The organism is Sediminicola arcticus, assembly GCF_040566695.1.
Taxonomy (GTDB): domain Bacteria; phylum Bacteroidota; class Bacteroidia; order Flavobacteriales; family Flavobacteriaceae; genus Sediminicola; species Sediminicola arcticus.
In genome coordinates this window covers 463830-477217 of sequence record NZ_JBEXAE010000001.1, presented here as the reverse complement: position 1 = coordinate 477217, position 13388 = coordinate 463830, and the positions used below count along the sequence as shown (strand labels likewise).

The window sequence follows — 13388 nt, the reverse complement described above, 5'->3', positions numbered from 1 at the left end:
AACTTAGTTCTTGCTAAATGGATATCCCTTATTTTTATCACTATTAAAAAAACAGCTTCACGTGAAATTAAGTTACTGGGAATATAAAACATGGTTATCCAATATAGATTTCACCATTGTTGGTAGCGGAATTGTAGGGCTTAACTGTGCATTACACCTTAAAAAACGCTTTCCCTCCGCTAAGATATTGGTTTTGGAAAAAGGGATTTTACCCCAAGGTGCAAGTACTAAGAATGCCGGGTTTGCCTGCTTTGGAAGTATCTCTGAGATATTGGCTGATCTAAAACAACATACGGAGGATGAAGTCTTGCAATTGGTTAAAAAGCGATGGGATGGCGTACAACTGTTGCGTCAGAATATTGGCGATGTCAACATGGATTTTCAGAATCATGGAGGGCATGAGGTGTTTATGGAGGCCCACACAGAATTACATCAAAGTTGTTTAGAAAATATTGGTAAGGTAAACCAATTGCTCGCTCCTGTATTTGGAAATGACGGGTTTCAGGCTCATCCTAATAGTTTTAATTTTACGGGAATACAAGAACAATACATTACCAATACTTTCGAATCACAAATAGATACGGGCAAGATGATAGCTGCCTTATTGCAGAAAGTACAAAAGGCTGGGGTGGTTATCTTAAATGCCATCCAAGTTGAAGCTTTCGAAGATGCTCAGGGATATGTAGCTGTAAAGACAGATCAGTTCGAATTTAAGACTGATAAGTTGTTGGTTGCAACCAACGGCTTTGCCTCCCAATTGATACATGAAGATGTGCAGCCTGCCCGAGCACAAGTACTTGTAACCAAACCTATAGAAAATTTAAAGATCCTAGGGACTTTTCATCTAGATGAAGGATATTATTATTTTAGGAATATAGAAGACCGGATACTTTTTGGTGGAGGCCGTAATTTGGATTTTAAAGGAGAGGAAACCACGTCCTTAGAACAGACCGAATTGATACAAAATAAATTGGACGATATTCTGAAGCATATCATATTGCCCAACACCCCATTTGAGGTGGACCAAAGATGGAGTGGTATAATGGGTATGGGAACACAAAAGTGCCCCATTATCAAACAAATCTCGGAAAATGTTTCTTGTGGAGTACGACTGGGAGGTATGGGAATTGCCATTGGAAGTCTAATTGGCAAAGAACTCGCAGAACTCGTTTAAGGAATCAACATGGGAATAGATCCGCTAAAACAAGAGCTTTATAACCATTGCCAAGACTATATTCAAAATAGGTTAGGGCGTATTCAAAAAAATATTCAGGAAATACAAGAGGCCTTGGGCTCCGAGACCAAGAGTAGTGCGGGAGACAAACATGAAACAGGTCGGGCTATGATACAATTGGAGCGTGAAAACTTAGGGGTCCAATTGTCGGAGATTCAAAAAGTCCAAGAACTCTTCAAACGTGTACCTCTCACAGGGCGATCAAAAACGGCTTCTTTGGGCAGTTTGGTCATAACCAATATAAGTAGATATTATTTGGCTGTTAGCGCGGGAGAAGTATTTATAAACGGGGAAGCTTATTATGCGATTTCACCTAATACTCCCATTGGTAAGTTAGTATTGGGAAAAACTGAAAATGAAATAATGGTGTTTAATGGGAAGGAAATCCTAATCAAGGAAATTATTTAGGCCCATTATTCCAATTTGGGTTTGCCTCTTAAAGTTTTCTTCTGAGCTTTTTTTAGCTTCGATTTTAAGCGCTTTTCTACTGCCGAACGTTTAGGCTTAGTTTTCCTTCTTTTTTTGGCTACCGTTAAGGAAGTTCTAATGAGGTCTAAAAACTTCTGAATAACCAGTTCCTTGTTTTTATGTTGGCTACGGCTCTCGTCAGACTGTAATATCAGTATATTTTCTTTAGTGAGTCGGCTTCCCATCTTGGTATAGATCCGATCTTTTTCATTGTCAGATAGGGCGTTGGAGGCTGTAACATTAAAATAAAGCTCCACTTTAGAGGAGACTTTATTCACGTGTTGCCCGCCCGCACCACTGCTTCTTACCGCCTTAAATTCCAATTCCTGTACGATGCGTTCTTTCTCCAATGGCTAGGCTATTCGTGCGTTAATAGTTTCAAGAGCCACATTTAGATAGACCTTAGTTTCTGCTTTTAAGCTTTCTTTTGAGGTAAAGGACAATACTTCTCCGTCATCAGTTAGGCCTTCGAGGAGGTAGTGGCTTCCTTTAAAAAAAGATTTTTTTACACGTACCCGTAATCCTGATTTATCCGAAATCTGAAATTCATGGGGATATATTAAAATGGATTTGTTGATTTTGGCATATTGTTTTAACAATTGGATGGGTACTATGTTGACTTCCCCAAAGAGGGATGCTGTATATATATTTTTTGGTTGTCGGTATATGTTCTTAGGGGTATCATGAGCTAGTATTTCTTGGTCCTTCAGTACGATCAACTGATCAGCGTAAGGCAAAACGTCCTCCATGTCATGCGTGGCAACCAAACAAGTGATTCCTTTGCGCTTTAAATAGGTGAAAAGGTTTTTTCTAAAACTGTTCGTTCTAAAGTGATCAATATGGCTAAAAGGCTCATCTAGCAATAATACTTCCGGTTCTTGAGCCAATACACGGGCCAATGCCACACGCTGTTGTTGTCCGCCACTCAAGGATTTAATTTTAGTCTTGGCAAATTCTTCCATTTCTATCATTTCCAGAAGTTGGTCTGTCCGCTCTTTTAACTCTTCAGGATAAAAAACAGAAAGATATTTGCTTACGTTCTCTTCTACGGTGGTGTAAGGCATTAAGTCAAAATCCTGTGATAGATATTTCATGTATTTTTCTCCAGGAACCAGATTAAAATCGGGCCCTAGAACTTGTTTGTCATTCCATGATATGGCACCAGTATGGGGCTGGAGCAATCCGTAAACAATTTTTAATAGGGTACTCTTACCACACCCACTTTCTCCAATGATGGAAAGGTGTTCCCCTTTTCCAACGGTAAAGTTGAGGTCTTTTAACACCACTTTTTCTGTGTACCCAAAGGAAATAGAATTAACATTTAGCATGGTATAAAATTACTCTAAAAAAGGGTTATGATTAAATTGTAATAAAAAAATCCGCTCCCTTGGGGAACGGATTTTTTTTGTTAAGGATAAACATCCTTAGTCTTTAAACTTTTTTAATACGGCTTGGTTAGGTAATTGTTCAAAACCCATATTGTATAGGGTAAAGCCATAAATGTCTGCGTACTGTTCTATGGTTTTGCTCACTGGTGTTCCTGCACCATGGCCCGCGTTCGTTTCAATACGGATTAAGGTGGGGTTATTTCCACTTTGGTTTTCCTGTAATTCCGCGGCAAATTTGAAGCTGTGTGCTGGCACTACGCGATCATCGTGATCTCCTGTAGTGACCAAGGTTGCTGGATATGAAGTGCCTTTTTTTACGTTGTGGACCGGGGAATAACTTTTAAGATATTCAAACATTTCCTTGTTATCTGCGGAAGTACCGTAATCGTAGGCCCATCCTGCACCGGCTGTGAAGGTGTGATAGCGCAACATATCTAGAACTCCTACTGCTGGTAAAGCTACTTTCATAAGATCTGGGCGTTGGGTCATTGTAGCCCCGACCAATAAGCCACCGTTAGAACCACCGCTTATGGCCAGATAGTCCGAAGACGTATACTTGTTCTCGATAAGATATTCTGCTGCAGCTATAAAATCATCAAAGACATTTTGTTTTTTGGTCTTGATACCGGCATCGTGCCATTTTTTACCATATTCCCCACCTCCGCGAAGGTTTGGTACTGCGTAAACGCCTCCTTGCTCCATCCAAACGGCATTAACGATACTAAAAGACGGGGTTAGACTAATATTAAATCCTCCATAGCCATATAAAATAGTCGGGTTTTTACCATTGAGTTCCAATCCCTTTTTGTAGGTAATGATCATGGGTACTTTGGTTCCATCCTTAGAGTTGTAAAACACTTGCTTGGATTCATAATCGTTTGGGTTAAAGTCGATTTCTGGTTTCCAATATTGAACATATTCCCCTGTTTCCACATTGTACTTATAAGATGATCCTGGAGTATTATAATTGGTGAAAGAAAAATAGAATTCTTTATCCTCTTTTTTGCCTCCAAAACCACTAGCACTCCCCATTCCAGGAAGTTTTACTTCACGGATCATTTTGCCGTTATAGTCGTATTGGTATACTTTGGAAATGGCATCTACCATATAATCCGCGAAGAAATAGCCCCCTCCTGTGCTTGGGCTAAGAACGTTTTCTGTTTCTGGGATAAAATCCTTCCAATTTTGGGGCATTGGGTTTGCAGCATCCACCGTTACAATTTTTTGGTTGGGTGCATTCATATTGGTCATGATGTACAGTTTAGAACCTACATTTTCCATTATATAACTATCGGTGTCTGTATTGTCCAAGACTGTAATTAATTTGCTGTCGGGCCTGGTAAGGTCCTTCATCAATAATTTATTCCCAGAAGTTGAAGTACTTGGATAGATGAACAAATAGTGTTGATCTTCTGTTACGTTACCGCTAATATACCTGTGCTTTTCTTCTTGGGTACCTCCATAAATAAGTTCATCGCTTTTTTGAGGAGTTCCCAGTTTATGGTAATAAAGCTTGTGCTGATCTGTTTTTGCGGAAAGTTCACTTCCCTTGGGTTTGTCATAACTGGAATAGTAAAACCCATCGTTCCCTTTCCAGGAGACCCCGCTAAATTTAATATCGACTAGGGTATCTTCTACTATTTCTTTGGATACTGCATTCATGATGATGACCTTACGCCAATCACTACCACCTTCAGAAATGGAATAAGCTGCTAAAGAGCCGTCCTTGGTAAAGTTTAATCCTGCCAAAGAGGTGGTTCCATCCTCAGAAAAGGTATTAGGATTTAAGAATATCTCGGCCTCCCCATTTCCTTTTTGGCGGTATACTACATATTGGTTTTGTAAGCCATCATTTTTATAGTAATAGGTGTACTCTCCTTCATTAAAAGGGGATCCTAGTTTTTCATAGTTCCATAACTGTTCCAATCGATTTTTTAAATCGTTGCGGAAAGGTATTTTTTCCAAGTAGCCAAAAGTAGTTTCATTCTGGGCCTTAACCCATGCTTCTGTTTCAGCACTTCTATCATCTTCCAACCAGCGGTAAGGATCTTTAACTTCTGTGCCAAAATAAATGTTGGCAGTATCTACTTTTTTAGTGGCAGGGTAATTCACGGAAATCTTTTCTTTTTTAGGGGTGGTGTTGCAGGCAACAAGAAGCGTTACCGTTGCCAGGAGTATAAATGTTTTTTTCATTTTTTTAATTGCTTGGTCTGCTAAAAATAACAATAAAAAGCTTTTGGAATAAATCATTCCAAAATTATTTAACATTATTTATAAATTCTTGATTGTGATGCCCACTAGAGTAGCTTGTTTGCAATAAGATATTCCCCGATCTGAATGGCATTGGTAGCAGCTCCCTTTCTTAGGTTGTCTGCCACAATCCACATATTCAAGGAATTGGGTTGCGTCTCATCCCTGCGTATACGGCCAACAAAGACATCGTCCTTTCCATGGGCGTAAATGGGCATGGGGTAGGTGTTGGTGTCCGTGTTGTCCTGTACGACCACTCCTGGGGTTTTACTCAGTATTTTTCTAACTTCCGATAGTTCAAAATCATTTTCAAATTCCACATTCACAGACTCTGAATGCCCACCTGAGGTAGGGATTCTTACTGCAGTTGCTGTCACAGCAAAAGAGCTATCGTTAAATATTTTTTGTGGTTCCTTGGCCAATTTCATTTCTTCTTTGGTGTATCCGTTTTCCAAGAATACATCGCAATGTGGTAGGGCATTTCTGCCTATGGGATAAGGATATGCCATCTCACCCTGAATACCAGCTATTTCATTTTCCAATTGCTGAACAGCTTTTATTCCTGTTCCTGAAACAGATTGGTAGGTAGAAACAACAATCCTTTTCATTTTGTACCTCTTATGCAAAGGGGCTAAAACCATGACCATCTGAATAGTAGAACAGTTTGGATTGGCAATGATTTTATCTTCATTAGTCAATTCATGTGCATTTATTTCAGGAACCACCAATTTTTTGGTCGGGTCCATACGCCAAGCTGAGGAATTGTCAATGACCGTAGTGCCAACGTCAGCAAATTTTGGAGCCCATTCTAAGGAGGTGTCTCCTCCTGCTGAAAATATAGCCAAATCTGGTTTAGCAGCAACTGCATCGCTTAAACCTATGATCGTGTATTCTTGTCCGTTATAGGCTAATTTTTTGCCAACAGATCTTTCGGAGGCTACCAATAATAGTTCGGATATGGGAAATTTGCGTTCTTTTAAAACGGTTAGCATTACTTCTCCTACCATCCCTGTGGCACCAACAACAGCTACTTTCATAGTTAATGAATTTTATGGGGACAAATGTACTTAAACTATGAGATTGAGCAATTATTATGAAAAAGAATAATCAAAATATAACAAAAAGTGGTATTTATAACAATCCAACAAACATTCGGTGCATACCTTGCCATTTTTCAATGATATTGGGAACTTCCAGTTTGAAGCTACCTGATATGTGAAAATTATTTTTTTGATAAAACTGGAGGGATTGTTTTTGGGTATCCATGGCTTCCAACCATAAAAGGGAACTTTGGCGAGCCTTACTCTGTTCTATGGTCCAATCTAATAGGCGTTGGCCAATTCCCAATCCATGGACCTCAGGGTCCAAATAAATTCTATGCAGTTTAGTGGCCGGTTTGCCAGGAAAGTCAACACATTCTTTTTCAAATTGGATTCGCAAAATTCCTACAAATTGGGTACGAAATACTATAAAATAGTAATCGGAACCCTCTTCGGCCAACTCTTGAGTCAGGTTGGGGACACTATAATTTTTTTCAAAATAAAACGCTCCATTGTCCGTCCATAAATGACGGTACACAGGCAGGTATATTTTTCTAATCACTTCCAATAATAACCCTTGGTCTTTCAGATAGATGGGCTTTAGGGAAATTTCTTTTGAAACTTGAATCATAAATAATGGCGAAAGTTGCAAAAATAGAATTTAAAAAAATAACCACCTAAAATGTTAGCGAAACGCTTTAGATGGCTTTGGTTATACTTCAGTAGTGTAGCGGTCCACCCTATAATCCATGAAAGGATTTGGATGGTAAATTGTGATTATTTTTTTGCGAGCAAATCTCTAATTTCCGTTAAAAGTTCTTCCTGACTTGGACCTTTAGGTGGAGCAGGTTCTGCCGCCTCTTCTTTCTTTTTGCTTTTCTCATAGGCCTTGAGGAAAAGATAAATGAAGAAACCTGCAATGACAAAATTGATTAAGGCTTGGACCAAATTTCCATAGGTCATAACGGCAGCTCCCGCTTCTTGGGCAATAGCTAAGCTTTCATAGCTATTGCCATCTAAGGCGATAAATTTTTGAGTAAAATCGGTTCCTCCGGTAATTATACCTACTACAGGCATAAGGATGTCATTAACCGCAGAGTTGACAATTTTACTGAATGCACCGCCAATAACAACAGCGGTAGCCAAACTGACAATGTCACCTTTCATTAGAAAGGATTTAAAATCTTTAAAAAAGCCCATTTATTTTTAGTTTAGGGGTTGATTGTACACCAAAGTAAACAAAATATAGAAAGTCACAAAATTTTAGTAATATCAGGAATCCAAGAAAATTCGTTTTACACGTTGGGAGATTCCAGTAAGCAATTCATAGGAAATGGTATTAGCCCTACTGGCCATTTTTTCTGCCGAGGTCTGTGGTCCAAAAACAATTACCTCGTCTCCTTCCTTACAATCAATTCCAGTGGCATCTACCATAATCATGTCCATGCAAACGTTGCCTAAAATAGGAGCCATTTTGCCATTGATAAAGACTTGTCCGTTGCCATTGCCATAAGGTCTGCCAATACCATCTGCGTGTCCAAGAGGCAAGGTAGCCGTAACTTTTCTTGAATCCACCTTAAAGGCCCGGTTATACCCTACACTTTCATTGGCTTCCAAGATATGAAGCTGTGAAATGATTGTTTTTAAGGTCGCAATTGGTCGCAATTCTGCATCTATAATGGCCTCATTTCCATAGCCATAAAGTCCAATACCGCTGCGCACCATATCAAATTGGGCCTCTGGATAATTGATAATCCCAGAGGTATTCAAAATATGATGTTTGGGTTCGTATCCCAGTCTTTCTCCAACTTCTAGGGCAATTTCTTTGAACGTGTTGATCTGCCCCAAGGTAAATTCTCGCTCATTCTTATCTTCTGTAGCCGCTAAATGGGAGAAAATAGAGACAACCTTTACCTCTTTTCTTAGGGTCAATTTATCAATCAGCCTAGCAACCTCTGCTTTTTTAAATCCCAAGCGGTTTAGACCAGTATTGAATTTTAGATGAATGGGATAATCCTTCTGACTGTGCTTTTTGGCCGCTTCCAAAAAGGCATCCAAAATATGTTCAGAATAGATACTCGGCTCTAGACATCGTTCTATAATGGTATCAAAACCGGAAGGAATGGGATGCAAAACTAGAATGGGCGATTTTATCCCTGCATCTCGCAAAACTTCACCTTCCTTGGCATATGCTACGGCAAAATAATCAATCCCTAAATCTTCCAGCTTCTGCGCTACCCTAACTGAGTCATTGCCGTAAGCAAAGGCTTTAACGACACCCAGAAATTTTGTGGAAGGTTTTATTTTGGACCTTATATATTGGTAATTGTGTTCTAGGGCACTTAGGTCTATTTCTAGGACCGTTTCTGTAGCTTTAGGCATCCGACCTTTTTTTATCCTGCTTAATTTCTTCTTCCTCTTTTACTTCTATATTCCGCACCCTTTCTTTTAGCATAGCCTTATAATACGCCGCCCTGCTCAAGGGCTCGTATTCATCCGTTTCACCAAGTAGGACTAATTTATCATTGGTAGATTTTCTAAAACTGTAGTTGGCTAAATTTCCTGTTCTCGTGCAGATGGCATGTACTTTGGTCACGTATTCAGCGGTCGCCATTAAGGCAGGCATGGGTCCAAAAGGGTTTCCCTTAAAGTCCATATCCAATCCAGCGACCAATACTCTTACGCCTCTGTTGGCCAAATCATTACAAACCGACACAATTTCATCATCAAAAAACTGGGCTTCATCTATGCCAACAACATCGCATCCATCTGCCAAAAGTCGAATATTCGCTGCCGCAGGCACTGGAGTAGATCTAATTTCATTTGCATCATGGGATACCACCATATCCTCATGGTATCGTGTATCCACAATTGGTTTAAAGATTTCCACTTTTTGCTTCGCAAATTGTGCTCTCTTAAGTCTCCTAATCAGTTCCTCGGTCTTGCCTGAGAACATGGAGCCGCAGATAACTTCTATCCAGCCGAATTGTTCTTTGTGGTTAACAGTATTTTCGAGAAACATTTTGTAATTTTAGACGAAAGTAATGTGTTTTTCGTTTCTATTTTAAAGAACCATAAAATTATTAAAAAATTGCACCCTTGGAGTTAGAAGGAAAAAAAAGTTGTAACTAAGGGTTAAATCGTTTATAATAGGGTAGATAAACCAAGAATTATTGAGGTGTTCACCGATATTAAAATAAAAAAAGATGAAAAGAAAACTAAAAGAAGAATTGGTTCGCATATCCACAGATATTATTACTTCTAGGGATCTGCACAATATTTCCGATATGTACGAAGCTGCTAGGGGATTATATGAGAAATTGGCAGTGCTTAAATTTATAGACGAAAGGTTGTCTGATGTAGAGGTAGACGCTTCCAAAAATGCTATGGTCGAAAAATTTGAGAAAATGGCTACAGCCGTTCTGGAGGGGAATTCGGCAGTTCCGGAAAGCAACCCACATCAAGAAGATATAATTATCCCGGGAATAGATACTATTAAGGACATGGTTTCTGAGATGCCCAATGGGAAAGGGATAGATGAGGTTTTGGCAGAGTTTATGGCCCAGCCCAATTATGCTAAGAACGACCAAGAGTTATTTGAACCACAAAAAAAAGAAACGCCAATTCCAGAATTCACAGCTCCATTACAGGGGAAAGCTGCAAAAGAGATTAAAGTAGACCTTAATGATCGTTTGGCTTTTGTAAAGCATTTATTTAACAATAGTACAGAAGACTATAATCGGGTGATTTCCCAATTAAATACTATTGCATCAGAGGAGCGATCAATTGCCTTTATAATTAATATGGTTAAACCAGATTATAACAATTGGGAAGGTAAAGAGCAGTATGCAGCTCGATTTATGGGATTGATAGAGCGGAGGTTTTCTTAAAAAGATTGACTATCATCAAAGACCGCAGCCGAAAATTGGGTTAACAATTTTCGGCTGCCTATTTTTGAACCTTTACACAATCACATGGGAAAATTATATATTGTTCCTACGCCAATTGGCAATTTGGAAGACATCACGCTTAGAGCATTGAGAATCCTTAAGGAGGTAGATCTAATTTTGGCAGAAGATACTAGAACCAGTGGTAAATTACTGCATCACTATTCCATAGGGACTCCAATGCAGAGCCATCACATGCACAATGAGCACAAAACTGTGGATGCCTTGGTTAAAAGGATGCAAGCAGGAGAAACCATGGCACTTATTTCAGATGCAGGGACGCCAGCAATTTCAGATCCAGGATTTCTACTGACTAGAGCCTGTGTGGAAAATGATATTGAAGTAGATTGCCTTCCTGGGGCGACAGCCTTTGTTCCAGCCTTGGTAAACAGTGGTCTTCCTAACGATAAATTTGTCTTTGAGGGCTTTTTACCAGTGAAAAAAGGAAGACAGACCCGCCTATTGTTATTGGCCGAAGAGACAAGGACCATCATATTTTACGAGTCACCTCATAAACTAATAAAGACACTGACCAATTTTGTGGAATATTTTGGATCGGAAAGGCCCGTTTCAGTTTCTAGGGAGCTTACAAAAATGTACGAAGAAACCGTTAGGGGAACAGTAACTGATGTTTTAGCTCACTATACCATCAAGCCCCCAAAGGGAGAGATTGTGATTGTGGTAGGAGGGAAAAATTAGTTACAGTGTTTTAAAAGGAATATGTTCAACGAATGTTAAATAAAAATTTGGCGATACCCACCCAACTACCACCTTTTGTGTTCTGCTTATCTTTCTTTGTTTAATAAGCATTCTATGGGTTGTAAATTTATATTTTGCATTATTCTATTAAATCTGTAGATCTACAAATTTAAATTTGCTACCACTAAACAATCCCTTGTCCGATAATTTGAGGTCGGGAATTACAAGTAGGGCCATAAAAGATAAAGTCATGAAGGGCGCCTTTAAGGTACAGCCCAATTTTTTGGACAGAGCATCTATTTCCTGGTACAATCTTCCCGTTTCCCAACCGTCCATATCGCTCATAATTCCAGCTACTGGAAGGGCTAGACTCTTTTGAACACCGGGTCCAATAGCGCAGATACCACCTCGGTTTTTTATAATGAGGTTTACGGCCTTACATATCTCCTCATCGGTAGTGCCCACAACAATAATATTATGGGAATCATGGGCTACTGAACTAGCGAGAGCCCCTTTTTTTAGACCAAAATTTTTGATAAACCCAATAGCGGGAGGTTTGTTGCTATACCGGTTTACTACGGCTATTTTTAAGATATCGGAGGCCGTGTTAGACTCCAAGTTGCCATTTTGAACTAGATTTTCTGCCTGGATTTCTCTGGTGATAAGTTCCCCATCCAAAGCTTCTATGACACGGATATGATCCCCAATGGCCTGGAGGAAAAAGTCTTCTTCTTTTTTCGGATGTACCTTAAAATTGTTTGGCGTCTCAAAAGGAATAGCCGCTATTTTTGAGTTACCGTTTTCTGCAACTAGTTCCCCATTGATATAGGTCTCAACTACCTTAAAATTCTTTAGGTCTTCCACAACAATAAAATCTGCTGCGTCACCTTCTTTAAGAAGGCCTACATCCATTTTGTAGTGTTTGGCAGGGTTGATGCAAGCTGCTTGTAGCACTTTAAAAACATCGATTCCCTTGGCGACGGCTCGTGCACAAAGTTGGTTTATATGACCCAAAATCAAATCATCGGGGTGTTTGTCATCCGAGCAAAACATCATTTGTTCAAAATGCTTAGGGAGTAAGGGGATAAGGGCTTCAAAATTTTTGGCAGCACTTCCCTCTCTAATGATCACCTTCATTCCCAATTCCAATTTTTCTTGCGCTTCCTCCATGGTAAAACATTCATGGTCCGTAGTAATGCCTGCTACATAATATTTCTGGGCTTCTTCGCCATGTAATCCTGGGGCATGACCGTCTACGGGTTTGTTGTAGTGTTTAGCCCAAGCAATTTTCTTTAAAACTTCCGTATCATTGAATAACACCCCTGGATAATTCATCATTTCGGCTAAATAATAGATGTCAGGGGAGGCTAAAAGCTCCTTTATCCCATCTGAATCTATCGTGGCGCCCGCTGTTTCAAAAGAGGTCGCAGGCACACATGACGGGGCTCCGAAATGAAACTTTAAATGGGATTTATTCCCGTTGGCAACCATAAAATGAACCCCTTCAGCTCCCAATACATTGGCAATTTCATGGGGGTCGGACACTGTGGCGACTGTACCATGAAGTACAGCTATCCTTGCAAACTCTGAAGGCACTAACATAGAACTCTCTATATGTATATGGGCATCTATAAAGCCAGGAAGGATGTAGTTTTTATGATTGTGCTCTTTTTTTTGAACGGATAAGATTTTACCGTTTTTTATAGTAACCTCTGCGGGAAATATACTTCTCTCTTCAATAGATACGAATTGGCCTAGAATTTTTTTCATCTAAATGTGTTTCCCTTTTTCCCAACCGTGTTTTCCTAAATAGTGCTCACCACTTTCCACGGCACCTTTTTCAATAGTGGTACCCATGGAATCGTTCCATCTATTGAGGTACCCGAAAAGGGAGATAACCCCTAACATTTCAACAATTTCACCCTCGTTCCAATAAGTGTATAAACGCTCTTTAATTATTTCGTCCACTGCATTAGGCACTTGTGAGGCCAACAATGAAAAATCTAATGCGGCCCTCTCAGCTTCAGAAAATGAGGGGTGGGTGCGATATTCCCAAATATGGTCCAATTGCTCCTGTTCTGCACCATAACGCTCTGCAGCCCTAATGGCATGTGCTTGGCAATACCTGCATCCAGTAGCGTTGCTACTGACCCATGCAATCATTCTTTTTAAGGCAGAAGTAACCCTTCCTTCGTTGGCCATAACGGCCTTGTTCAAATTGATAAATGCCTTTGATATAGCAGGTCTGTGTTGCATTGTCAACACCGAATTTGGGCAGAACCCAAGCGTCTCGTTAAAGAACTTTGCAAGTTCTTCGGTTTCGTTATCATGGGATGGGTCTAAGGGCGTGACTAATGGCATA

14 protein-coding genes are annotated in these 13388 nt (G+C 39.8%); 4 read left to right on the top strand and 10 right to left on the bottom strand.

The window, feature by feature from the left end; translation table 11 throughout:
- Positions 1 to 61: 61 nt before the first annotated feature.
- Together ABXZ36_RS02135 and ABXZ36_RS02130 are read left to right on the top strand one after the other, a co-directional pair.
- Entirely contained in the window at positions 62 to 1174 is a 1113-nt protein-coding gene (locus ABXZ36_RS02135; RefSeq protein WP_354613815.1) for an NAD(P)/FAD-dependent oxidoreductase, read from the top strand.
- A 9-nt stretch (positions 1175 to 1183) separates the two neighbouring features.
- On the top strand, positions 1184 to 1642 hold the full coding sequence (locus tag ABXZ36_RS02130) for a 3-oxoacyl-ACP synthase (RefSeq protein ID WP_354613814.1): 459 nt from the start codon (positions 1184 to 1186) through the stop codon (positions 1640 to 1642).
- A gap of 5 nt (positions 1643 to 1647) precedes the next feature.
- Here ABXZ36_RS02130 and arfB read toward each other — a convergent pair whose 3' ends face one another.
- The 8 genes from arfB to ABXZ36_RS02090 form a co-directional block, all read right to left on the bottom strand.
- The gene (arfB, locus tag ABXZ36_RS02125) at positions 1648 to 2052 is read right to left on the bottom strand and encodes an alternative ribosome rescue aminoacyl-tRNA hydrolase ArfB (RefSeq protein ID WP_354613813.1); all 405 of its coding nucleotides are present in this window, start codon (positions 2050 to 2052) and stop codon (positions 1648 to 1650) included.
- 3 nt (positions 2053 to 2055) lie between these two features.
- Positions 2056 to 3030, bottom strand: coding sequence for an ABC transporter ATP-binding protein (locus ABXZ36_RS02120; protein WP_354613812.1), 975 nt, complete (start codon positions 3028 to 3030; stop codon positions 2056 to 2058).
- Positions 3031 to 3126: 96 nt separating this feature from the next.
- Positions 3127 to 5283, bottom strand: a complete 2157-nt coding sequence (locus ABXZ36_RS02115) for a prolyl oligopeptidase family serine peptidase (protein ID WP_354613811.1) — start codon at positions 5281 to 5283, stop codon at positions 3127 to 3129.
- Between the two features lie 104 nt (positions 5284 to 5387).
- Positions 5388 to 6377, bottom strand: coding sequence for an aspartate-semialdehyde dehydrogenase (locus ABXZ36_RS02110; RefSeq protein WP_354613810.1), 990 nt, complete (start codon positions 6375 to 6377; stop codon positions 5388 to 5390).
- 94 nt (positions 6378 to 6471) lie between these two features.
- Positions 6472 to 7011 (bottom strand): GNAT family N-acetyltransferase, encoded by a 540-nt coding sequence (locus tag ABXZ36_RS02105; RefSeq protein ID WP_354613809.1) that lies wholly within the window; start codon positions 7009 to 7011, stop codon positions 6472 to 6474.
- 146 nt (positions 7012 to 7157) lie between these two features.
- On the bottom strand, positions 7158 to 7580 hold the full coding sequence (gene mscL, locus ABXZ36_RS02100) for a large conductance mechanosensitive channel protein MscL (RefSeq protein WP_354613808.1): 423 nt from the start codon (positions 7578 to 7580) through the stop codon (positions 7158 to 7160).
- 72 nt (positions 7581 to 7652) lie between these two features.
- The gene (gene alr, locus ABXZ36_RS02095) at positions 7653 to 8762 is read right to left on the bottom strand and encodes an alanine racemase (protein WP_354613807.1); all 1110 of its coding nucleotides are present in this window, start codon (positions 8760 to 8762) and stop codon (positions 7653 to 7655) included.
- Positions 8755 to 9402 carry a thymidine kinase gene (locus ABXZ36_RS02090; RefSeq protein WP_354613806.1) on the bottom strand — a complete coding sequence of 216 codons (648 nt, stop codon included), beginning with the start codon at positions 9400 to 9402 and terminating at the stop codon, positions 8755 to 8757. The genes alr and ABXZ36_RS02090 overlap by 8 nt, the downstream gene beginning before the upstream one ends.
- 184 nt (positions 9403 to 9586) lie before the next feature.
- Between ABXZ36_RS02090 and ABXZ36_RS02085 the strand changes: the two genes are divergently transcribed.
- Positions 9587 to 10270 (top strand): DUF8457 domain-containing protein, encoded by a 684-nt coding sequence (locus ABXZ36_RS02085; RefSeq protein WP_354613805.1) that lies wholly within the window; start codon positions 9587 to 9589, stop codon positions 10268 to 10270.
- 84 nt (positions 10271 to 10354) lie between these two features.
- Entirely contained in the window at positions 10355 to 11026 is a 672-nt protein-coding gene (rsmI, locus tag ABXZ36_RS02080; RefSeq protein ID WP_354613803.1) for a 16S rRNA (cytidine(1402)-2'-O)-methyltransferase, read from the top strand.
- Positions 11027 to 11173: 147 nt separating this feature from the next.
- Here rsmI and ade read toward each other — a convergent pair whose 3' ends face one another.
- Together ade and ABXZ36_RS02070 are read right to left on the bottom strand one after the other, a co-directional pair.
- Positions 11174 to 12796 (bottom strand): adenine deaminase, encoded by a 1623-nt coding sequence (gene ade, locus ABXZ36_RS02075; RefSeq protein WP_354613802.1) that lies wholly within the window; start codon positions 12794 to 12796, stop codon positions 11174 to 11176.
- Positions 12797 to 13387: a carboxymuconolactone decarboxylase family protein gene (locus ABXZ36_RS02070; RefSeq protein ID WP_354613801.1), complete on the bottom strand. Its 591-nt coding sequence runs from the start codon at positions 13385 to 13387 to the stop codon at positions 12797 to 12799. It lies immediately after the preceding gene.
- Position 13388: the final 1 nt, after the last annotated feature.

Bases quoted from the DNA above. Each gene is read 5' to 3' on its own strand.
- ABXZ36_RS02115 (WP_354613811.1), bottom strand. From the start codon at position 5,283: ATGAAAAAAACATTTATACTCCTGGCAACGGTAACGCTTCTTGTTGCC.
- ABXZ36_RS02090 (WP_354613806.1), bottom strand. From the start codon at position 9,402: ATGTTTCTCGAAAATACTGTTAACCACAAAGAACAATTCGGCTGGATA.
- alr (WP_354613807.1), bottom strand. From the start codon at position 8,762: ATGCCTAAAGCTACAGAAACGGTCCTAGAAATAGACCTAAGTGCCCTA.
- ABXZ36_RS02120 (WP_354613812.1), bottom strand. From the start codon at position 3,030: ATGCTAAATGTTAATTCTATTTCCTTTGGGTACACAGAAAAAGTGGTG.
- ABXZ36_RS02105 (WP_354613809.1), bottom strand. From the start codon at position 7,011: ATGATTCAAGTTTCAAAAGAAATTTCCCTAAAGCCCATCTATCTGAAA.
- ade (WP_354613802.1), bottom strand. From the start codon at position 12,796: ATGAAAAAAATTCTAGGCCAATTCGTATCTATTGAAGAGAGAAGTATA.
- ABXZ36_RS02110 (WP_354613810.1), bottom strand. From the start codon at position 6,377: ATGAAAGTAGCTGTTGTTGGTGCCACAGGGATGGTAGGAGAAGTAATG.
- ABXZ36_RS02070 (WP_354613801.1), bottom strand. From the start codon at position 13,387: ATGCCATTAGTCACGCCCTTAGACCCATCCCATGATAACGAAACCGAA.
- mscL (WP_354613808.1), bottom strand. From the start codon at position 7,580: ATGGGCTTTTTTAAAGATTTTAAATCCTTTCTAATGAAAGGTGACATT.
- rsmI (WP_354613803.1), top strand. From the start codon at position 10,355: ATGGGAAAATTATATATTGTTCCTACGCCAATTGGCAATTTGGAAGAC.
- ABXZ36_RS02130 (WP_354613814.1), top strand. From the start codon at position 1,184: ATGGGAATAGATCCGCTAAAACAAGAGCTTTATAACCATTGCCAAGAC.
- ABXZ36_RS02085 (WP_354613805.1), top strand. From the start codon at position 9,587: ATGAAAAGAAAACTAAAAGAAGAATTGGTTCGCATATCCACAGATATT.